17 protein-coding genes and 1 pseudogene are annotated in these 20,362 nt (G+C 63.8%); 9 read left to right on the top strand and 9 right to left on the bottom strand.

Translation table 11 applies throughout. The annotated features are described in order from the left end of the window. From Q8N40_RS20185 to Q8N40_RS20160, 6 genes are all read right to left on the bottom strand, one after another. Window positions 1-1,215 carry a mandelate racemase/muconate lactonizing enzyme family protein gene (locus Q8N40_RS20185; RefSeq protein WP_305713038.1) on the bottom strand — a complete coding sequence of 405 codons (1,215 nt, stop codon included), beginning with the start codon at window positions 1,213-1,215 and terminating at the stop codon, window positions 1-3. A 58-nt stretch (window positions 1,216-1,273) separates the two neighbouring features. Next, entirely contained in the window at window positions 1,274-2,890 is a 1,617-nt protein-coding gene (locus tag Q8N40_RS20180) for a GMC family oxidoreductase (protein ID WP_305713037.1), read from the bottom strand. A 55-nt stretch (window positions 2,891-2,945) separates the two neighbouring features. Beyond that, window positions 2,946-3,746, bottom strand: coding sequence for a DUF2063 domain-containing protein (locus tag Q8N40_RS20175; RefSeq protein WP_305713036.1), 801 nt, complete (start codon window positions 3,744-3,746; stop codon window positions 2,946-2,948). A gap of 8 nt (window positions 3,747-3,754) precedes the next feature. Continuing rightward, window positions 3,755-4,612, bottom strand: coding sequence for a DUF692 domain-containing protein (locus Q8N40_RS20170; protein ID WP_305713035.1), 858 nt, complete (start codon window positions 4,610-4,612; stop codon window positions 3,755-3,757). A 27-nt stretch (window positions 4,613-4,639) separates the two neighbouring features. Further along, window positions 4,640-4,936 carry a DUF2282 domain-containing protein gene (locus Q8N40_RS20165; protein WP_305713034.1) on the bottom strand — a complete coding sequence of 99 codons (297 nt, stop codon included), beginning with the start codon at window positions 4,934-4,936 and terminating at the stop codon, window positions 4,640-4,642. Window positions 4,937-5,075: 139 nt separating this feature from the next. Further along, window positions 5,076-7,127: an adenylate/guanylate cyclase domain-containing protein gene (locus tag Q8N40_RS20160; protein ID WP_305713033.1), complete on the bottom strand. Its 2,052-nt coding sequence runs from the start codon at window positions 7,125-7,127 to the stop codon at window positions 5,076-5,078. Between the two features lie 193 nt (window positions 7,128-7,320). On the opposite strand from Q8N40_RS20160, the gene htpG reads away from it, so the two are divergent. From htpG to mmsB, 7 genes are all read left to right on the top strand, one after another. Continuing rightward, window positions 7,321-9,198 carry a molecular chaperone HtpG gene (gene htpG, locus Q8N40_RS20155; protein ID WP_305713032.1) on the top strand — a complete coding sequence of 626 codons (1,878 nt, stop codon included), beginning with the start codon at window positions 7,321-7,323 and terminating at the stop codon, window positions 9,196-9,198. 105 nt (window positions 9,199-9,303) lie between these two features. Beyond that, the gene (locus Q8N40_RS20150; RefSeq protein ID WP_305713031.1) at window positions 9,304-11,166 is read left to right on the top strand and encodes a hypothetical protein; all 1,863 of its coding nucleotides are present in this window, start codon (window positions 9,304-9,306) and stop codon (window positions 11,164-11,166) included. Window positions 11,167-11,218: 52 nt separating this feature from the next. Next, the gene (locus tag Q8N40_RS20145) at window positions 11,219-11,395 is read left to right on the top strand and encodes a hypothetical protein (protein ID WP_305321398.1); all 177 of its coding nucleotides are present in this window, start codon (window positions 11,219-11,221) and stop codon (window positions 11,393-11,395) included. Between the two features lie 194 nt (window positions 11,396-11,589). Next, window positions 11,590-12,741, top strand: coding sequence for a DUF3095 domain-containing protein (locus tag Q8N40_RS20140; RefSeq protein ID WP_305713030.1), 1,152 nt, complete (start codon window positions 11,590-11,592; stop codon window positions 12,739-12,741). A gap of 111 nt (window positions 12,742-12,852) precedes the next feature. Beyond that, entirely contained in the window at window positions 12,853-13,926 is a 1,074-nt protein-coding gene (chvE, locus tag Q8N40_RS20135; RefSeq protein WP_305713029.1) for a multiple monosaccharide ABC transporter substrate-binding protein, read from the top strand. Between the two features lie 4 nt (window positions 13,927-13,930). Next, window positions 13,931-15,508, top strand: coding sequence for a multiple monosaccharide ABC transporter ATP-binding protein (mmsA, locus tag Q8N40_RS20130; RefSeq protein WP_305713028.1), 1,578 nt, complete (start codon window positions 13,931-13,933; stop codon window positions 15,506-15,508). Beyond that, window positions 15,505-16,689 carry a multiple monosaccharide ABC transporter permease gene (gene mmsB / locus Q8N40_RS20125; RefSeq protein WP_305713027.1) on the top strand — a complete coding sequence of 395 codons (1,185 nt, stop codon included), beginning with the start codon at window positions 15,505-15,507 and terminating at the stop codon, window positions 16,687-16,689. The genes mmsA and mmsB overlap by 4 nt, the downstream gene beginning before the upstream one ends. 25 nt (window positions 16,690-16,714) lie before the next feature. On the opposite strand, the pseudogene Q8N40_RS20120 reads toward mmsB, so the two are convergent. From Q8N40_RS20120 to Q8N40_RS20110, 3 genes and pseudogenes are all read right to left on the bottom strand, one after another. After that, window positions 16,715-16,964, bottom strand: a pseudogene (locus Q8N40_RS20120) (hypothetical protein). 58 nt (window positions 16,965-17,022) lie between these two features. Beyond that, a complete protein-coding gene (locus Q8N40_RS20115) occupies window positions 17,023-18,393 on the bottom strand; it encodes an MATE family efflux transporter (protein WP_305713026.1) in 1,371 nt (456 codons plus the stop codon). An 87-nt stretch (window positions 18,394-18,480) separates the two neighbouring features. Then, window positions 18,481-19,008 (bottom strand): GNAT family N-acetyltransferase, encoded by a 528-nt coding sequence (locus Q8N40_RS20110; RefSeq protein WP_305713025.1) that lies wholly within the window; start codon window positions 19,006-19,008, stop codon window positions 18,481-18,483. 126 nt (window positions 19,009-19,134) lie between these two features. On the opposite strand from Q8N40_RS20110, the gene Q8N40_RS20105 reads away from it, so the two are divergent. After that, complete coding sequence (locus Q8N40_RS20105; protein WP_305713024.1) at window positions 19,135-19,737, top strand: superoxide dismutase; 603 nt, start codon at window positions 19,135-19,137, stop codon at window positions 19,735-19,737. Window positions 19,738-19,927: 190 nt separating this feature from the next. Beyond that, on the top strand, window positions 19,928-20,305 hold the full coding sequence (gene crcB / locus Q8N40_RS20100; RefSeq protein ID WP_305713023.1) for a fluoride efflux transporter CrcB: 378 nt from the start codon (window positions 19,928-19,930) through the stop codon (window positions 20,303-20,305). Window positions 20,306-20,362: the final 57 nt, after the last annotated feature.

The following is a 20,362-nucleotide window of genomic DNA, read 5'->3' as shown; positions in this document are numbered from 1 at the left end:
CTATTTCTTCTGCCCATAATTCAACAGCCCGCCGAGTCCCTTCGGCGGATGCGCGCGCAGCGCTTCCTCGTTGGGTTCGGTGCCCCAGCCGGGGCGGTCGGGGACCACGAGGTAGCCGTCGACGATCTCGGGCAAATGGGTGAACAGTTCGTGGTCCCACTCCAGCCGGTCGATGTCGATTTCCATGATCCGCAAATTCGGCACCGCCGCGCAAAAATGCGCGTTCATCATGCTGCAGAGGTGGCCGTAGAAATTATGCGGCGCGACGTTGACCTCGTGGGCTTCGGCGGAGGCCGCGATCTTCATCGACTGCCAGACCCCGTTCCACGGCGTGTCGATGATCGCGACATCCATCGCCTGCTCGCGGAAATAGGGCAGGAATTCGCGCAGGCCGAGTAGCGTCTCGCAGGACGATATGGGGTGCGGGCTCTGCCGTCGGATATAGCCCAGCGCTTCCGGGCTGAAACTGTCGATCTCGATCCAGAACATGTCGAGGTCGGCGATGGTGCGCAGGATTTTGAGATAGCCTTCGGTCTTGGCGTTGAAGTTGAGGTCGAGCAGGATATCGACATCGGGCCCGGCGCCGTCGCGGATGGCTTCCAGATGCATGCGCAGGTCGCGCAGCACCTTGCGGTCGACATTGATCTCCGGCTCGAACGGCACACCAAAACCGGGCCGCCAGCCCTGCGGCTTGCCGTCGGTGTAGGTGAAAATGTTGGTCTTCAGCGCGGTGAATTTCTTCTCGCGGACCTCGCGACCGATCGCCTTGACGCCGTCGAGGTCGGTGATCGCCGGCTTGTACCAGCCGGGATGGTTGATGCGCCAGGTGGCGCAATGCGACCAGTAGACCCGGACGCGGTCGCGGATCTTGCCGCCGAGCAGTTCGTAGCAGGGCACGCCGAGCAACTTGGCCTTGGCGTCGAGCAGTGCGTTCTCGATGGCGCCAAGCGCCAGTGCCACCACGCCGCCGGTAGCGGGGCGGGTCGCCGCGGACAGCTCGGCAAAGATCCGCTCATGCGCCATGACGTCCTGTCCGACGACGCGGCCGGACAGCCGCTGGATCGCCGTGCCGACGCCGGGCGCGCCAAACCCCTCGTCATATTCACTCCAGCCGACCACGCCGTGCTCGGTCGAGACCTTGACGAAATGATAGTTCCGCCAGCCGGCGTCGCAGGCGAGAATTTCGACGCTCTTTACTCTGGATGTTTTCGTCACGGCGTTTCCCTTTGTTTTCTTGTTTGCAGTTCGGCTTGCGCCGCTTTTCATCGAAGCCTTAATGCCTCAGCGCCTGCGCGATGAGGTCGGAACTCTTTTCCGCAACCATGATGGTGGCGGGATGAATGTTCGGCGACGGCATCGCCGGCATCACGGAAGCGTCGACCACGCGCAAGCCGTCGATACCGCGGACGCGCAGCGAGCTATCCACCACGGCGCGGGCATCCTCGCCCATCCGGCAGGTGCCGCAGGGATGATAGACCGTCGAGCCCATGCCGCGGACGAAGTCGGCGATTTCGTCGTCGCTTTCGATCGCAGGATTGGGCCGGATCTGTTCGGTCACCAGCGCGCGGAACGGCTCGGTCGCGGCGATCTGCCGCCCGATGCGAAAGCCGGCCTGCATGATGCGCATGTCGTCGGGATGAACAAGGTAATTGGCGAGGATGCGCGGCGCGGTGCGGCCCGCGGCGTCGCGCAGCGTGATCTCGCCGCGGCTCTTCGGCCGGCAGACGCTGAAGATGAAGGTAAAGCCCGGCCAGCGGTGCAATCCGAGCTTTAGACTATCGGAAGAGAAATTCAGCACCTGGTACTGGAGATCCGGCACCGGTTCGGAGGAGCTGGATTTGGCGAACAGCGTCGCTTCAGTGGCGCCGACCGCGAGCTGGCCGGTCCCGGTGAACAGCCATTGCAGCGCCATCCTGGCCGACTTGACCGGGTTCATCACGGCTTCATTGAGCGTGTCGCCGCTATTGGTCTTGAACGCAAAGCTCGCCTGATAATGATCCTGCAGGTTCTTGCCGACGCCGGGCAGGTCCAGCTTCACGTCGATACCGTGCTGCGCCAGCTCGCCCGCCGGGCCGATGCCGGAGGCCAGCAGCAGCACCGGCGAGTTGATGGCGCCGCCGGACAGGATCAGCTCCCGCCGCGCGCCGATGCGCTGGATTTTGCCGTCGCGCTCGACCTCGACTCCGACGGCGCGACGTCCCTCGAACAGGATTTTCCGGACATGGGTTCTGGTCATTAATTCCAGGTTTTTCCGGGAAAGGTTGGGCCGGAGATAGCCAACCGCGGTCGAGCGGCGCCAGCCATTGTGGACGTTGAGCGGCGCAAAACCGACCCCGTCGATGCGCTCGCCGTTGAAGTCCGGGTTGCGCGCATATTGCAGGCGCTCGCAGGCCTCGACAAAGGCCTTCGCCACCGTCGAGGGCCGCTTGACGTTGGAGACCGTGATCGGGCCGCCGGTGCCGCGCCACGCGTCCGCGCCATCGACGCAATGCTCCATCCGCTTGAAATAGGGCAGCACGTCCTTGTAGCCCCAGCCTTGCGCGCCGAGCCGCTGCCAATCGTCGTAGTCGCTCGGCGCGCCGCGCAGGAACACCAGCCCGTTGATGGAGCCCGATCCGCCCACCACCTTGCCGCGTGGCCAGATGATGCTGCGGCCGCCCAGTCCCGGCTCCGGTTCGGTCTCGTAACCCCAGTTGATATCAGGGTTGGGCACGAGCTTGCCGAATCCCCGGGGAATATGAATCCAGGGATTGCGGTCGCGCCCGCCGGCCTCGATCACGCATAGCGAAATCCCGGGGTTTTCCGTCAGCCGCGCCGCCACCACGCATCCGGCCGATCCGGCGCCGGCCACCACGACGTCGAACTCCATATCAAACCCGGTTCTTGCCATGATGGTCCTTCTGCGAGGATTTGCGCGGGCGCGGTGCGGCGAAGCTTGCCGGCCATCATGGTATCGCCATATCGGATTTTTCCGCAACCGCCGCCGCCGGAGACAGGATGGCGCGGGCGACGCCTGAGCCGATCAGGCCTGCGAGATTGCCGGTGAGATCGAAACCGGTGTGGTCGGCGAGCGCGGCGGCGATGGCATCGCGCAGCGGCAGGCCGTCGGCGAGCGACTGCAGGAACGTCGCGCCGCCCGGCGGCAGCGCGCGGATTTCGACGTCGAGATGCGGCCGGACGACGAGGGCGTCCTCGCCGTGCCCGGTCTCGATCGGCTGCGGCTCGAGTTCGCCGCTGTTCATCGCCCAGATCGTCACGACCGGGAACGGCGAGCGCAGGATGGCGGCCGAGGGATGCAGAAGGAGGCGGATGTCTCCGAGGGCTTCGGCATCGAGCGCCGCGAAGCTGTCCGCACCGAGCGGCACGGCGTCTTCCGCATGGTAGGCGCGGGTGCGCGCCGCTTCGAGCCGCGCCACGTCCGCAAGGTAAGGCAGTTCCCGCGCCGGCTTGAACCCGGTGATGAAGTCGGCGAACGCCTCACCATACTGCGCCAGCAACGGCGAACGCGGCGGATGCTTGATCACGAATTGCCGCGCCATCGCGCCGAAGAATTCGCCGCCGACCAGCCGTTCGATGACGGGATAGCGTCGCGCCAGCGCTGCGGCAAGACTTGCCATGACGTTGTTGCGGTAGATGGCAAAGCGCCGCGCCGGAGCGGCGGCGGAGTGCGCGTCGATACCCGGCGGAAGGGCCGGTTCGGCACCGAACAGCGCTTTCGCAAAAGATGCTTCGTATGTCACGGGCATGGCGTCGCTCAAGCCGCCGACTCGGGCGCCGCACCCGACAGGATGCGTTGGGCGGCGCCGGCCTCGGCGCGCAGCGTCGGCCAGTCCGGCACATCGTTGTCCCATTCGATCAGGGTCGGCAGCGCACCGGTGCGGGCGATCACCTGGCGGTACAGCGCCCAGACTTCGTCCGCGACCGCCACGCGGTGGCTGTCGATCAGCACCGGCTCTCCGACATCGTCGGTATCGGCATCGTGACCGCCCAGGTGAATTTCGAAAACCCGGTCCAGCGGAAACCGGTCGAGATAGTCCAGCGCCGACGTGCCGTGGTTGGTGGCCGAGACGAAGACGTTGTTGATGTCGAGCAGCAATCCGCAGCCGGTGCGCCGCGATATCTCGGCGAGGAAATCGACTTCCGCGATCGTGCTCTCGGTGAAGTCGAGATAGGTCGACGGATTTTCCAGCAGCATCCGCCGCCCCAGCGCGGTCTGCACTTGGTCGACGTGATCGGCGACACGCGCCAGCGTCGCTTCGGTGTAAGGCAGCGGCAGCAGATCGTTGAAGTAGACGCCGTCATGCGACGACCAGGCAAGATGTTCGGAAAAGCTGGCCGGCGCATAGCGATCGCACAGCTGGCGCAGCCTCGTCAGGTGCGCGCGATGCAGCGGCCCGGTCGAGCCGATCGACAGCCCGACGCCGTGCACCGACAGCGCATAGCGTTCGCGCAACGCGGTGAGCTGCGCATGCGGCGGCCCGCCGGCTCCCATGTAGTTCTCGGCATGGACCTCGAAGAATCCGATCGGCTGCGCGGCGGCCAGAATGGCCGCCCCGTGCTCGGGCTTGAAGCCGACGCCGGCCGAGGCCGGCAAACAGGCAGCGATGGACATCCGCTGAACTCGCTTGGCGGTTTCGGTTCAGGACTTGGTGGGCTCGAGCGAGCCGGTGCCCTTCGGGGTCTTGATGCTCGCGCAGGTCCCTTTGGCGACGTACTTCCAGGCATCGCCCTGGTAGTCGGTTTTGGCGGTACCGGCGCAAGTGGTGCCGGCGCCCGCCCCGCAATCATTCTCGCCTTTCAAGGCGATGCCGAAGCACTTGTCCATGGTCGGCTGCGGCAGCTTTGGCCCCGCGAACGTCGGAGCCGCGATCATGGCAAGCGCGGCGGCGAGGGAGCCGGCGATGGTGGCGTTGGCGAGGGCCGTTTTGGAACTCATGAGGCGATCCTTCCTTGAAACTTCAGCTGCGAAAGCATTCCCAAATTACGGGCCTGGTGTCGGAGCCGTTACGATGTCGTCACCGCCTGCTATCACAAACCCGTGATGGTTGTGCAAGAGCGGGAAACCGGCACCCATACTATTTGGCTTGCAAGGCGTTGGTCGCATCCCATTCGTCGCCCGGCGGCTGTCGAACAAGGCTGCGGCAGCGTTCGAGCATCATGCGCGCGGGCTGGTCCCCGTCGCGCGCCTGCAGCGCCTGCTCGAACAATTCGGCGGCCGCTTCGAAGCGGCGGTCGCGATAGGCGGATAGGCCGGATTCATACAACGCCATGCAGGGCGGTAGCACCGCATTGTCCTCCGCCATCCCCAGCAATTCATAGACCGCGATGCCGTGCGCGCGGCCGTAAACCGTCAGGCGGTCGAGTTCACGAACCAGGATCCGATCGCCGGCGAGGCGGCGGGTTTCCTCGCCGATGATGATGTCGGTGCCATACTCCTTGTTGGCGCCTTCCAGCCGGCTGGCGACGTTCACGGCGTCGCCGATCACCGTATAATTGAGGCGGACCTCGGAGCCGATATTGCCGACCAGCACGTCGCCGGAATTGAGGCCGATCCGCACCCGCAGCGGCAAGCCGGCATCGTCGGCCAGGCCGGACTCCCGGAGCGCGCGCTGGCAGGCAAGCGCGGCGCGGCAGGCGTCGACGGCGTGATCGGGGTTGGCGGCCGGTGCGCCCCAAAACGCCATCACCGCGTCGCCGATGAATTTATCGATGGTGCCGTGATGGCTGCTGACCTCGCGCGACATGGTGTCGAGATAGCTGGAGAGCAGCGGGACGATGCGGTCGCCGAGCCGCTCGGACAATCCGGTGAAGCCGGCGATATCGGCGAACAGGATCGTCAGCGGCTTGATCGAGCCGCCGGGGCGAGGTTCGACGCCTTCGCTAACCAGAGTTCTGACCAGATCGGCGGGAATGTATTTCCGGAACGCGGCGAGCCCGCCCGCCATATCGGCGATGGCGCCCGACAGATTCTCGATCTCGGTGACACGAGAGGCGTGGCGGCGGACCTTGTCGAGATCGAAGCGGGCGACGTGCTTGAGTTCATCGACCACGACAATCAGCGGCGTGGCGATGAGACGCCGGGCCAGCCATGCGGAAAACAGGCCGGCGGCCAGAATCAGCACGGCGAGACCCATCAGCAGTTTCCGGATCGTCGCCTCGATCGGACCGAGAAATTCCTTTTCCGGAATCACGGTCGCCAGCGTCCAGCCCGGAAAGGCGAGCGGCGTGAGGCTGACCGCATAGGCCTCGCCGGCCTGTTCGAGCCTGACGTGACCACCGGCCTTTTTCTCGGAACCGGAGCCGCTGGCCTGTCCGACCGCGCGCCGGGCGATCCCGAGCAATGGCTGGTCGGACCGCTGCATGTTCAGTTCATCGGCATCCGGATCGGGAGCGGCGATCGTCGTGCCATCGCTGCCCAGGATGAATGCCGCACCGGACGCTCCGACCGAGAGCTGCGACAGGAACCGGGCGAGGCGGGTATATTCGATGATGATGGCGAGAACGCCCTGACGCTTCTGGTAGACGTCGATCGGACCGGCAAAGGCGATCGACGGACGCAGTCCGACCGGATGAGCCGTGACGTTGAACCAGCGCGGTTCGTCGGCGGCCAGCCCTGAACGAAACCATTCCTGTTCGGTCACCGCATATTGGGTGTCTTCGAACCGCCGCTTCTCGAACTCGATATCGCCGACCACCACCTGGTACTGGTCGACCCGCCGCTTGACGACGCCGTCGACCGGCGCGATTTCCATCATTTCCAGCGCCAGATCGCCGAGCTTGTGCGCGGCGAAGAACGTGCCGTCCGGCCAGCCGAACGCCACCCATGAAATGTTCGGCTGCGACTGCAATTGCGACAGGAAGACGAATTCGCGCTTGTCCGCCTCGCGGGTCTCGAGCACGTTCTGCAGGAACAAGGTGCGGATCGCGGTATGCGCGGCGCGCGCTTCCGTTGTGATGACGGTGACTTCCTTTTCAACCGCCGCGACGATCTGGCGGTTGATGGTGTCCGCCAGCGCCTGGCTGTTGGCTTCGGCGGTCCGCCACCACAGCAGATGGACGCCGACGGCGCTCACCAGGATCGACGCGAGGACCAGTCCGGAAATAGCAAGGCGAATGCCGATTCGCATATTGGCGCACGTCTCCCTGCGGCCCTCACAGTGTCCACCATGGGCCGAAAATCCGCAAATGGTTGGTCCCGATGTCCTTGGTCCCGGTTCCGCCCGGCGTTCTCCATGCCGGCCGGTCGCAAATCTTGCCACCTCACGTGGTATCGCTATATCAGGCTGCACTGCGGATGTTCATTCTTGAATGAGATCGATAATGACTGCCACCACCACCGAGACCACCCCCGTCTCCCAGCCGTTCCAGGCCGAGGTCGCCGAATTGCTGCACCTGATGGTGCATTCGGTCTATTCCGAAACCGATATTTTCCTTCGCGAATTGATCTCCAATGCTTCAGATGCCTGCGACAAGCTGCGCTATGAGGCGATCGCCCATCCTGGGCTGATCGCGGACGGCGAGCCGCCCAGGATCCGAATCGTGCCCGACAAGACAGCCAATACGCTCCGCGTAATCGATACCGGCATCGGCATGGACCGCCAGGAGTTGATCGACAATCTTGGCACCATCGCCCGCTCCGGCACCAAATCCTTCCTGTCCAGGCTGACCGAGGCCAAGGACGGCGCCGGCCTGATCGGCCAGTTCGGCGTCGGCTTCTATTCCGCCTTTATGGTGGCCGAACGCATCGAGGTATTCAGCCGCCGCGCCGGCGCCGACGAGGTCTGGGCCTGGTCGTCGTCCGGCGGTGCCGGATTTGAAATCGCCCCGGCCGGCGAGGAAGATGCGAAGCGCGTGGCGCGCGGCACCGAGATCGTGCTGCATCTGAAACCCGATGCGACGAAATATCTCGAGACTTACGAGATCGAGCGCATCGTCGGCGCCTATTCCGACAACATCCAGTTTCCGATCGAACTGGTTGCGGAAGGAGGCGAGCCACGCCAGATCAATTCGGCCAGCGCGCTGTGGCAGCGCTCGAAGTCGGAACTGGCGGCGGAAGACTACGCCAAGGCCTACAAGTCGATCGCGACCGCGTTCGACGAGCCGGCGATGACGCTGCATTACCGCGCCGAGGGCCGTTACTCCTACGCCGTGCTGTTGTTCGCGCCCTCGGCCAAACCGTTCGACCTGTTCGAGCCGCAGCGCAAGGGCAGGGTGAAGCTGTATGTCCGCCGCGTCTTCATCACCGACGACGCCGACCTGCTGCCGGCCTATCTGCGCTTCATCCGCGGCGTGGTCGACAGCGAGGACCTGCCGCTCAACATTTCCAGGGAGATGCTGCAGAACAACCCGCAGCTGGCGCAGATCAGGAAGGCGGTGACCACGCGGGTCGTCAGCGAACTGGAAACGCTCGGCGACAAGGACCCGGAGAATTTCGCGAAGATCTGGGACGCCTTCGGGCCTGTGATCAAGGAAGGACTCTATGAGGATTTCGAGCGGCGCGAAAAATTGCTGGCGCTGTCGCGCTTCACCACCACGGCGGGCGAGAACCGGTCACTGAAGCAGTATCTCGCGGACGCAAAACCGAACCAGACCGAGGTCTACTTCCTGGTCGGCGACAGCATCGAGCGGCTGAAATCGAACCCCAAGCTGGAATCGGCCGCCGCCCGCGGCATCGAGGTGCTGCTGCTGACCGACCCGGTCGATGCGTTCTGGACCTCGGCGCCCCTGGATTTCGAAGGCAAGCCGCTGAAGTCGTTGAGCCAGGGCGATATCGATTTTGGACTGATCCCGCTGCTGGACGACAACAAGGAAGAAACAAAGCCGGAAGCCGATGAGGCTGGTATCATCGCCGTCATCAAGGCCACCCTCGGCGAGCGCGTCTCCGACGTGCGCGCTTCGCAGCGGCTGACATCGAGCGCGTCCTGCCTGGTCGCCGGCAGCCATGGCCCGGACCGCGAACTGGAGCGCCTGCTGGCGCGGCAGAACAAGGGCGCCGGCACCAAACCGATCCTTGAGATCAATTTGCGCCATCCGCTGGTGGCGGCGATCTCAGGTGAGGGCGCCGACGGGGCGGACCTTTCTTTCCTGCTCCTGGAGCAGGCGCAAATCCTCGACGGCGAATTGCCGGAAGACCCGGCCGCGTTTGCCGGCCGCCTCAACCGGCTGGTGCTGCAGGGAGTAGCGAAAGGCGGCGGCTGATCTTGCGGCGCTGACTCCGTGCCGCCATGCTGTCTGTGGACACCTTGTGATGATAGAAGGTGCCTCTACAACCTTGCCGATTATTGATTTGGTGCGCATAATGTGATGCGCGGCGCTGTGTTTTTCGCCGGCGGCCCACTCAAATGTTTTTCAGAAATTGATTGTCAGCCTCGTGAGCACATCATGGCATCGCAAGGGGAATCGAGCGTTCTCGGGATTATCAAGAGCGTCCTGCCTGACGGCACGAGACAGCCGAACGACAGCGGGCAGCCGAACGACTGGAATGGCGTGTGCGAATGGCCGCCCGATCTTTTCGCGGCGGTTGCCACCATTACCGAGCGCTCCGGCCTTTACTCCGAATTCAGCTTCATGGCCTACTGGGAACACGATTTCCCTCTTGATGCTTCCTGGATCAAGGAAACGCGGAACCTTGGTCAGCAGTGGGCGAAATCGGTAAGCCCGCCCGAAAAAGTCGAGAAAATCTGGACGGAGCTTCTGCAATACGGAGATGCCCGGATCGACGACACCACTCCCAAATCGCTCACATGGAAAACGATCGTCTTTAAGCTCCTTACGATTGCCGACGAGGCATGCGCAGGCATCGGATTTTCTCCCGCCGAACGAGTCTCCGCGCGGAAGCGCTCGACGAAAACCGCTACCGAAATCCAGTATCTCGTCGCTGACGATTATATCGCCTGGGAGCGCAAGCGGCGCGACCCACGTCAACCACCCTCGGTTATGGGCGGCGACCTTCTGCCCTATCTGCCGCACAGTCTTTGCATGCGCGTGCCGCCGGCCATTGCCTGCGTGCAACCGAAAACCAGTACGCCGGCAGTCGGCTGCACGCTGCGATCCATGACGCATCACGTCGCGTTGCTGCCTTCCATCGCCAATGTGTCGACGCGGTGGCAATTCGCCAACGAGGGCCATCACGATCTCGAGCCGTTCAATCTCCTGATCGTTCCCTTTCCCTTTGCCATCGCGGGGAACAGCTTCAAGAAGGTCGACGGGAAGCTTCCCGGAGCCTCGAACAAGCGCGCTTTCACTCTCAATCCCGGCGCATGGATGGGATCTGCCACGGAAGAGAAATTTGCCCAGTTCCTGCTCGATCTGGTGAAGGCAGCGCAGCCGGAACTCGAACCGGTCCACGCCATCGTGTTGCCCGAAACGGCGCTCCCGATCGATTTCGCCAACAAGGTTGCGGGGTTTCTCGCCCAGAAGCAGAAAGGTCTCGATCTGTTCATCACTGGCGTCGTTGTCGACGGCGATGCACCCGACGATCAACCCGACCATAAAAAGCCGCCGCCGCGGAATTCGGCGGCCATTTACCGGTTCAAGGACGGCGAGGTCATCAACCGGTCGTTTCAGTCAAAGCACCACCGCTGGCTTCTCGACGGCGATCAGATTCGCCGCTATCAGCTCGGGCATGTGCTGGATCCAAACTGCAAATGGTGGGAGAAAATCGACGTCAGTTACCGTCACTGCTACATCACCCTGTTCAGGCCACGGGCCGCGCTCTCCGTGCTGGTCTGCGAAGATCTCGCGCGCTACGACCCGGTTTTGACCGTGATGAATGCGATCGGGCCGAATCTCGTCATTGCGCTTCTGATGGACGGTCCGCAGCTTGAGCAGCGATGGCCGGCCCGCTACGCAACCGTGCTCGCGGACGATCCGGGATCCGCCGTCCTCACGGTGACGTCGCTCGGCATGGTACTGCGTTCGGCGATGCCCGGCGAGGCGGAAAGCCGGGAGATCGCGCTATGGAAGGAGCCGAACGGGAAGGCCCGGGCTCTAAAACTTCCGAAAGGCGATCATGCGTTGCTGTTGACGTTGACCAGCCGCATGGTGGAACAGTTCACGCTCGATGGCCGCGGAGACGGGGGGGCCACGGTTCAGTTCGAACTTGGCGCTGCCCATGGTGTACGGATGAAGGGCGACTTGCCTCCCTGGCTGGAATTCAAGGGTTGAATGCCTTAGGATACGTCCTATGTGACGGATTCCCGGCCGGTTGGAGATTGAAATGGCGGCTTCAGACAAACTCGTGGACCTCCTGACGTCCAACCTGAAAAAGGCCAGGAAGCCGAAAGACTACGAAAAGCTGCGCGAGAAGCTCGCCACGATCAGGACCAATCGCACGGCGCCGGCCATTCCGGAAAGCCCCGAAAATGTCAGGGAGATAGGCCATCCCGACGACTAGCCAAGCTGCCTTTACTCTGTCGCGATAGCTTGCCTTTCCGGTCGACGATTGCTGCGTAGAATGGACTTGCCGCCCACGTTTGATGTTTCCGCGACGGATCAGGCGCCTGACCCCGTCGACACACCTGAACGAAACCGATCCAGGGAATTGCCGTATCTGTTGCAACGCCTCGAGGTCCGGACCGTTCAGTGCCCATGACCATACCCACCGCCAGCGACACCTTCTACAGCTCCATCCCGGTCTTTCGCGGCTTTGCCAGCCTGATGGATCCGGCGCTGTATTCGGCGCTGCCGGACGACTGGTCGATCGGCGTCGCCGATATCGTGGAATCGACCAGGGCAATCGCGGAGGCGCGCTACAAGGCGGTCAACATGGCCGGGGCTTCGGTCATCGCGGCGGTCACCAATGCGCTGGAAGGGCGCGAATTTCCCTTCGTGTTCGGCGGCGACGGCGCCAGTTTTGCGGTGTCGCCGGACGATGTCGAGCGCACCCGGGAGGCGTTGGCGGCGACCTCGATCTGGGTCGAGGAGAGCCTTAACCTGGTGATGCGGGTGGCGCTGGTGCCGGTGTCGGCGGTGCGGGCGCAGGGCTTCGACGTCCGCGTCGCCCGGTTCGGGCCGTCGGCCAATCTGTCCTATGCGATGTTTTCCGGTGGCGGTCTCGGCTGGGCGGAGACGGCAATGAAGCGCGGCGAGTTCGCGGTGCCGAAGGCCGCGCCCGGCGCCCAGCCCGATCTCACGGGATTGTCGTGCCGGTTCGAGGAAATTCCCTCCACGCGCGGCCTCATCCTATCGGTGCTGGTGGTGCCCGCGCGCGCCGCCGCCGCCTCGGCTTTTCGCAAGGTGATCGAGGACGTCATCGCGCTGGTGGAGCGCAGCCCGGATGCCGGGCGGCCGGTGCCGCCGGACGGCCCGCCGCTGACATGGCCGCCGAGCGGCAATAAATACGAAGTCAGCACGCTGCGTGGATCGCTGCTCAGGCGGCGCGCCTTCGTGCTCGCCAATACGCTGTTCGTCTACGTGATCATGCGTTTCGGCATCAGCGTCGGCGGCTTCGTGCCGAAGACCTATGTGCAGCAGGTGGTGGAGAATTCCGACTTCCGCAAATATGACGATGGCTTGCGCATGATCCTCGACTGCACGCCGGAGCTGGAAGGCGCGCTCACGAAAGTGCTGGCCGCGGCGGCCGCGGCGGGAACCGTGCGCTACGGCCTGCACCGGCAGGATGCGGCGATGATGACCTGTTTTGCTCCGTCGGTAACGCGGAGCGACCACGTCCATTTCATCGACGGCGCCCGCGGCGGCTATGCCTCGGCCGCGTCAGCGCTGAAGGCGATGGCGGCCTGAGACGGCCCTTCTATCGGCGGCGGACTGCGCCGGAGCCATGTTGCCTTCGTGAGGGCTATCGCTACGATCCCCCGGAAAAAGAAAGCAAGATCTATCCTGAGGGAGTAAAGCATGTTGAAGCTGAAGGCCAAATTGTTCGCGCTCGCGCTGGCGGGCCTTGCCGTCGCCGCGCCGGATGGCGGCGCGCTGGCACAAAGCAAGCCGACCGTCGGCATCGCGATGCCGACCAAGGCCTCCGCGCGCTGGATCGATGACGGCAACAACATCGTCAAGGTGCTGAAGGAACGCGGCTACGGCACCGACCTGCAATATGCCGAGGACGATATCCCGAACCAGCTCTCCCAGGTCGAAAACATGGTGACCAAGGGAGCCAAGGTGCTGGTGATCGCGGCGATCGACGGCACCACGCTCTCCGACGTGCTCAGGCAGGCCAAGGCCAGGGGCATCACCGTGATTGCCTATGATCGTCTGATCCGCAACACGCCCAGCGTCGACTACTACGCGACCTTCGACAATTTCCAGGTCGGGGCGCTGCAGGCGCAGTCGATCGAGCAGGGCCTTGGGCTGAAGGAGGGCAAGGGACCGTTCAATATCGAACTGTTCGGCGGTTCGCCGGACGACAACAACGCCTACTTCTTCTACAACGGCGCCATGTCGGTGCTGCAGCCCTATATCGACAGCGGCAAACTGGTTGTCGCGAGCCGGCAGACGGGCATGGACAAGGTTTCGACCCTGCGGTGGGACGGTGCGACCGCCCAGTCCCGCATGGACAATCTGCTCAGCGCCTTCTATGGCAGGAAGCGCGTCGATGCCGTGCTGTCACCCTATGACGGTCTGTCCATCGGAATCATTTCCTCCCTCAGGGGTGTCGGCTATGGCAGCGCCAGTCAGCCGATGCCCGTGATCAGCGGGCAGGATGCCGAAGTTCCCTCGATCAAGGCGATGCTGCGAGGCGAGCAATATTCGACCATTTTCAAGGATACGCGCGACCTCGCGCGGGTGACCGTGGACATGGTCGATGCGGTGCTCGGCGGCAAGGAGGTCACGGTCAACGACACCAAAACCTACAACAACGGCGTCAAGGTGGTGCCGTCCTATCTGCTCAAGCCGGTCGTGGTTGACAAGAGCAACTGGGAGAAGGTCTTGATCGACAGCGGCTATTACAAGCGCTCGCAGTTCAATTGATCCAGTGACCGCCATGCTCGAGATGCGCGGTGTCAGCAAGGGCTTTGCGGGCGTGCAGGCGCTGCGCGACGTCAATTTCAGCGTCGAGCCCGGCCAGATCCACGCGCTGGTGGGTGAAAACGGTGCCGGCAAGTCGACGCTGATGAAGGTGCTCAGCGGCGTCTATCCTTCCGGCAGCTATGAGGGGACGATCACCTTCGACGGCGAGGCGCGGCGCTTTCGCGATATCAACGATTCCGAGGCGCTCGGAATCATCATCATTCACCAGGAACTGGCGCTGATTCCGCTGATGTCGATCGCGGAGAACATCTTCCTTTCGCACCCGCCCGCGCGGTTCGGCATCGTCGATCGTGAGGCGGTGTACCGGCGTACCAGGGAATTGCTGGCCCAGGTCGGCCTGCGTGAGCAACCGGACACGCTGGTCAACGATCTCGGCATCGGCAAGCAGCAACTGGTCGAGATCGCCAAGGCGCTCTCCAAGCGGGTGCGCCTGTTGATCCTGGACGAGCCCACCGCCAGCCTCAACGAGGCCGACAGCGCTGCGTTGCTCGATCGTCTCGTCGCGTTCCGCCAGCAGGGCATCGCCTCGATCCTGATCTCCCACAAATTGAACGAGGTCGCCCGTGTCGCCGACCGCATCACGGTGCTGCGCGATGGCCGAACGGTCGACCACATCGATTGCCGGATCGAGCCGGTGCAGGAAGACCGGATCATCCGCAGCATGGTCGATCGAGACCTTGCGCACCGGTTTCCGGAGCGTGACGCCCGGATCGGGGATCCTGTTCTGGTGGTGGAGGGCTGGTCGGTGTACCACCCGCTCCATGCCGGGCGGCAGGTCGTCAGGAATGTGGACTTTCACGTGCGGCGCGGCGAGGTCGTCGGCATTGCCGGTCTGATGGGCGCGGGCCGTACCGAATTCGCGATGAGCCTGTTTGGCCGGGCGTGGGGCGCCAACGTCAGCGGGCGAATCCGGCTGGATGGCCGTGAAGTCGTCCTCTCGAATGTTTCGGCCGCCATCGATGCGGGCCTTGCCTATGTGACCGAGGATCGCAAGCAACTCGGTTTGATTATGGCCGAGGACGTGCGCAAGAACATCACCCTGGCAAGCCTTGACCGGATAGCCCCGAACGGAGTGATCGACGAAATCAGCGAATTAAAGGCCGCCGGCGAGTACCGGACCCGGATGCAAATTCGCTGCTCGGATATCTATCAGGAAGTCGGACATCTCTCGGGCGGCAACCAGCAGAAGGTCATGCTGTCGAAATGGCTGATGACGGACCCCAAGGTCCTGATCCTCGACGAGCCGACCCGCGGCATCGACGTCGGTGCGAAATACGAGATCTATTGTATCATCAACGAGCTGGCGGCGGCCGGCAGGGGTGTCGTGGTGATCTCTTCGGAACTGCCGGAACTGCTCGGCATCTGTGACCGGATCTGCGTCATGAATGACGGCGCCTTCGTTGGCGAGTTTGCGGCTGCGGACGCGACACAGGAAAAAATCATGCGTGCCATCATGCGCAACAGGGACACTGGGAACGGCATGGTCGCGAACGACGGGCAGATCGGAACAGTGCGGCCATGACCGACAAGACGGTTCCGCTTCCCGAACATCGCGGACATGCGGGGTTCATCAAGAACAACCTGCGAAACTACGGCATGCTGCTGTCGCTGTTCGCGATCATGCTGTTCTTCCAGGTCGTGACCGACGGTACGCTGCTGCAGCCGCTCAATCTCACCAATCTGGTGCTGCAGAACAGCTACATCGTCATCATGGCCCTCGGTATGCTGCTGGTGATCGTCACCGGCCATATCGATCTGTCGGTCGGATCGGTCGCCGGCTTCGTCGGCGCCGTCGCCGCGGTGCTGATGGTGCGTTATCAGGTCGATTATCCCACAGCCTTCATCGCATGCCTGCTGGTGGGCGCGGCGATCGGCGCGGCGCAAGGTTACTGGGTTGCCTATTTCGGCATCCCCTCCTTCATCGTCACGCTGGCCGGTATGCTGGTGTTCAAGGGCCTTGCGCTCGCGCTGCTGCAGGGCCAGTCGGTCGGACCGTTTCCGCCGGCCTTTCAGAAACTATCGTCGGGCTTCATTCCGGAACTGCTGCCCGGCACATTGCATCCAACCTCGCTGCTGCTCGGCGTATTGCTGACCCTGGCGCTGGTTCTTGCCGGCGCCAGGGGCCGCGCGCGCGAACAGTCGTATGGGATCGAGGTGGAGCCTTACGCTTTTTTTGTCGCGAAGACCGCGGTGCTTTCGGGCGCGGTGCTCGCCTTCACCTACCTGATCGCCTCGCATCGCGGATTTCCGAACGTCCTTGTCATCATGACGGCGCTGATTGCGCTCTACAGCTTCGTGACGCGGCGAACCGTCATCGGCCGGCAGGTCTATGCGGTCGGCGGCAATGCGAAAGCAGCCAAGCTGTCCGGCATCAAGGCCGAACGGCTCACCTTCTTCGCTTTCGTCAACATGGGGGTTCTGGCCGCGCTGGCCGGGCTCGTCTTCGCCGCCCGCCTCAACACGGCTACGCCCAAGGCAGGCGCAGGCTTCGAACTCGACGTCATCGCCGCCTGCTTCATCGGCGGCGCTTCGGCCTATGGCGGTGTCGGCCTGGTAGGCGGGGCGGTGATCGGCGCCATGATCATGGGCGTCATGAACAACGGCATGTCGATCCTCGGGATCGGCATCGACTACCAGCAGGTGATCAAGGGCCTGGTGTTGCTCGGAGCCGTCTGCATCGACGTCTATAACCAGCGCAGATAGCCTGCGTGCCGAACCGTTCCGGCACTCACCGCCCGGCGCGGGTCCAGTTCTCGCCGCCGCAGAGCGCGCCGATGCAGCCCTCGACCTTGAGCGTATCCGATCCGGCCAGCGAGACCTCCGCAGAGTCCGCCGCCGCATTTGCTGATGCGGACCCTGGCGTCGCCGGCCTGGGTCAGCCAGACGCCGATTGGCTCGTCGCCGGCTTGCGCATGCGCGGCAGCGGCGCCGAACAACGTGGCCAGGATTGCAATGACGGAACCGAATCGCCAGAACATGGGCCTCTCCTTGAAGCCGGCCTGCATAACAAGAAATCGAATTCGTGCAATGCGGAACTCAATTGCCCCAGCGCGTCAGCCAGACCGATGCGGCGACGCCGAGGCCGAACAACACCATGGCGGCGCCGACCAGCGCGAACAGCGCCCAGGCCGGCGCATCGATCGACACCAGCCACCAGCCGCCGAGCGCGACCAGCAACAGGCGGCCGGTTCCCGCGAGCACCGGGCCGCCGACCTTCGCCGCTCCCTGCGACGCGAAATAGAGGCAGGTGCCCAATCCGAAAAACGCGAATGCCGGGCCGGCCCAGGCAAAGTAGGAATAGGCCGCCGCGGTGACGCCAGGATCGCTGGTGAACATCGACACCCACAGCACCGGATGGACCGCGACGATCAGGCCGATCAGCCCGACGACGAGGCCTGATGCCGCGCCCGCGGTCCAGGCCACCCTGCGGGCGCGCGCCACCATGCCGGCGCCGACGGCCATGCCGACCATCGGCACCGAGGCCACGCCGAAGGCGAACGAGATCGGGGTCAGCAGGAATTCGAGCCGCGAGCCCATGCCGTAGCCGGCCAGCGTCGCGGTGCCATAGCCGGCCAGGATCTTGGTGAAGATCAGAATGGTCAGCACGCTCTGCAGCGGCGCGACGCAGGAGATTGCGCCGACCTTGAGGATATCGAGAAACATGACGCGCTGAAATTTGAAGGCGCGGAAATCCAGTGTCAGCCGGCTGCGGCCGCTGACCAGGATCCATGCGAGGAACATCGCGCCAAGCGAGAACGCGATCAATTGGCCGGCGGCGACGCCGCGCATGCCCAGCTGCGGCAGGCCCGCAAGGCCGAGGCCCAATGCACCGCCGACCACGATCTGAATAATGGCGACCCCGATCAGCGTCGCCGACGGCATCCGCATGTCGCCCGTGCCGCGCAGCACCGAGGCCAGCGTATTGACCAGCCAGATCGACACCGCGCCGGAGAACAGCACCTGCGAATATTGCATTGCCTGTTCGAGCACGCCGCCACGCCCGCCCAGCAGCATATAGAACTGCCGGCCGAACGACAGCATGACGACTGTAAAGAACAGTCCGCCGAGCAGGCCGATCATGACGGCGTGCAGCGCCAGCGTCGCCGCGCGGTCGCGGTCGCCGGCGCCGATGGCGCGGCTGACCGCGGAGGAAACGCCGCCGCCCATGGCGCCGGCCGACATCATCTGCGTCAGCATGACGAAGGGAAAAACCAGGGCGATCGCGGCCAGCGGTTCGATGCCGAGGCGGCCGATATAGGCGGTTTCGGCAACCGCAACCAGGGTGGTGCCGACCATCGCGATGGCATTGGGAAGCGTCAGCCGCAGCAGGGTCGGCAGGATCGGCGATGTCAGCAGGCTGTTGGCCGGGACCTTTGCGGAAGCTTCAGGCGGGGCCTCAATGGTCATGCGTCACGCGTCATCCCGGCCCGGCAAAAGAATTATGACTGACATATGATCAACCGGCCCCGCAGCGCCACCCCGCAACACGCATGGTCACCATGGCAGGCCGCATAGGTCGATCACGCCCTGCCGCGGCTTGCGGGAGAAATCGTATACGAAGGGCGCCATCGCCTCGAAACGAACGCGCCCTTCCGGCTGCTGGGCGTAGACCTCGCCGGTGAAGGGGTGCCAGCCGCGCGACTGGTAGAACGCGAAATTGTGCGGCTCGCAGAACAACAGCGCGAATTGCACCGCCTCATGGTGGCGCATGGTCTGGATCGCGGCGTCGAGCGCGAGGCTGGCATAGCCCTGCCGCCGGCAGTCCTCGCGGGTCGCAACCCCGCCGATGCCGCCGATCTGGACCTTGCGGCCGTCCCAGGTCCCCTGGCGGAAGTAGATGCCGACATGGCAGGCCAGCTCACCCGTGGGCGCATCGATCAGGACGCGGAGGTCGGCATTGGCCCATTTGACATGACCCCATGGCAGCTTCTCAACGACGTCGGCCGGCCACACCGCCTTGAAAAGCGGCTCGGCCGTCGGCCACGATGCGTCCCCGTTCAATACGTCGATCTCGATGCTCATGTTGCGGTTCTTTCTCTCGTGCGCGGTCTGGTCTGGCCGTTCCAATTTGCTGTATTTAAGCGCGCTGGAACCTTCTATAAGGGTTCCCGTTAAGCCAACGTCTCCCATCATTGCGGACATCACCCCATGACCTTCACGCTTCCCACCCTTCCTTATGCCTATGACGCGCTTGCTCCTCATATGTCGAAGGAAACGCTGGAATTCCACCACGACAAGCATCATCAGGCCTATGTGACCAACGGCAACAATCTGCTGAAAGGCACCGAATTCGAGGGCAAGTCTCTCGAGGAGATCGTCAAGGGCTCGTTCGGCAAGAATGCGCCGCTGTTCAACAATGCCGGCCAGCACTACAACCACCTGCATTTCTGGAACTGGATGAAGCCCAACGGCGGCGGCGACAAATTGCCCGGCCGTCTGGCCAAGAAGATCGACCAGGATCTCGGCGGGCTCGAGAAGTTCAAGACCGATTTCGCCGCCGCCGGCGTCGGCCAGTTCGGCTCGGGCTGGGCCTGGCTGTCGGTCAAGAACGGCAAGCTCGAAATCTCCAAGACCGCCAACGGCGAAAGCCCGCTGGTGCACGGCGCCACCCCGATCCTCGGCGTCGACGTCTGGGAGCACTCCTACTACATCGATTATCGCAACCGCCGCCCCGACTATCTCAAGGCGTTCGTCGATCATCTGGTGAACTGGGAGTATGTCGACGAGCTGTTCTCGAAGGCCGGCGTTTAGTTCTGTCATTCCGGGGCGGCCCCGAAGGGCCGAACCCGGAATCTCGAGATTCCGGGTTCGATGCTGCGCATCGCCCCGGAATGACAACCAGATTGTTGGGGCGGCAGTATCTCACTGCCGCCCTTTCGTTTGGGTCAGCCGCGCCGCATACTGAGGTCTGTGGCTTGCAACTGGAGTGCGGGTGGAGCAGATGAGAAGCTATCTTCTGGTGTTCGTCGGTGGCGGGATCGGCGCGTCGCTGCGCCACGCCGTCAACATGCTCAGCGCGCGCGGCCTCGGCACCGCGTTTCCCTGGAGCACCTTCATCATCAATATCTCCGGCTCGCTCGTCATGGGCCTGATGGCCGGCTATCTCGCCTTCAAGGGCGGGGCCTCGCAGCCCTGGCGGCTGTTCCTGATGACCGGCATCCTCGGCGGCTACACCACCTTCTCGGCGTTCTCGCTCGACGCCGCGCTGCTTTACCAGCGGGGCGAGATCGCCCATGCGCTGTTTTACGTGCTGGGCTCGGTGGTGCTGTCGATCGCCGGCCTGTTCGCGGGCCTCGCGCTGGTGCGCCACTTGACGTGAACCCGCGCCTGCGCATGGCTACCCACGGGCCACGCATGGGGTTGCGCTGTCGTTCCG

The organism is Bradyrhizobium sp., from assembly GCF_030693485.1.
Taxonomy (GTDB): domain Bacteria; phylum Pseudomonadota; class Alphaproteobacteria; order Rhizobiales; family Xanthobacteraceae; genus Bradyrhizobium.
This window is presented reverse-complemented; position numbering and strand designations above follow the sequence as displayed.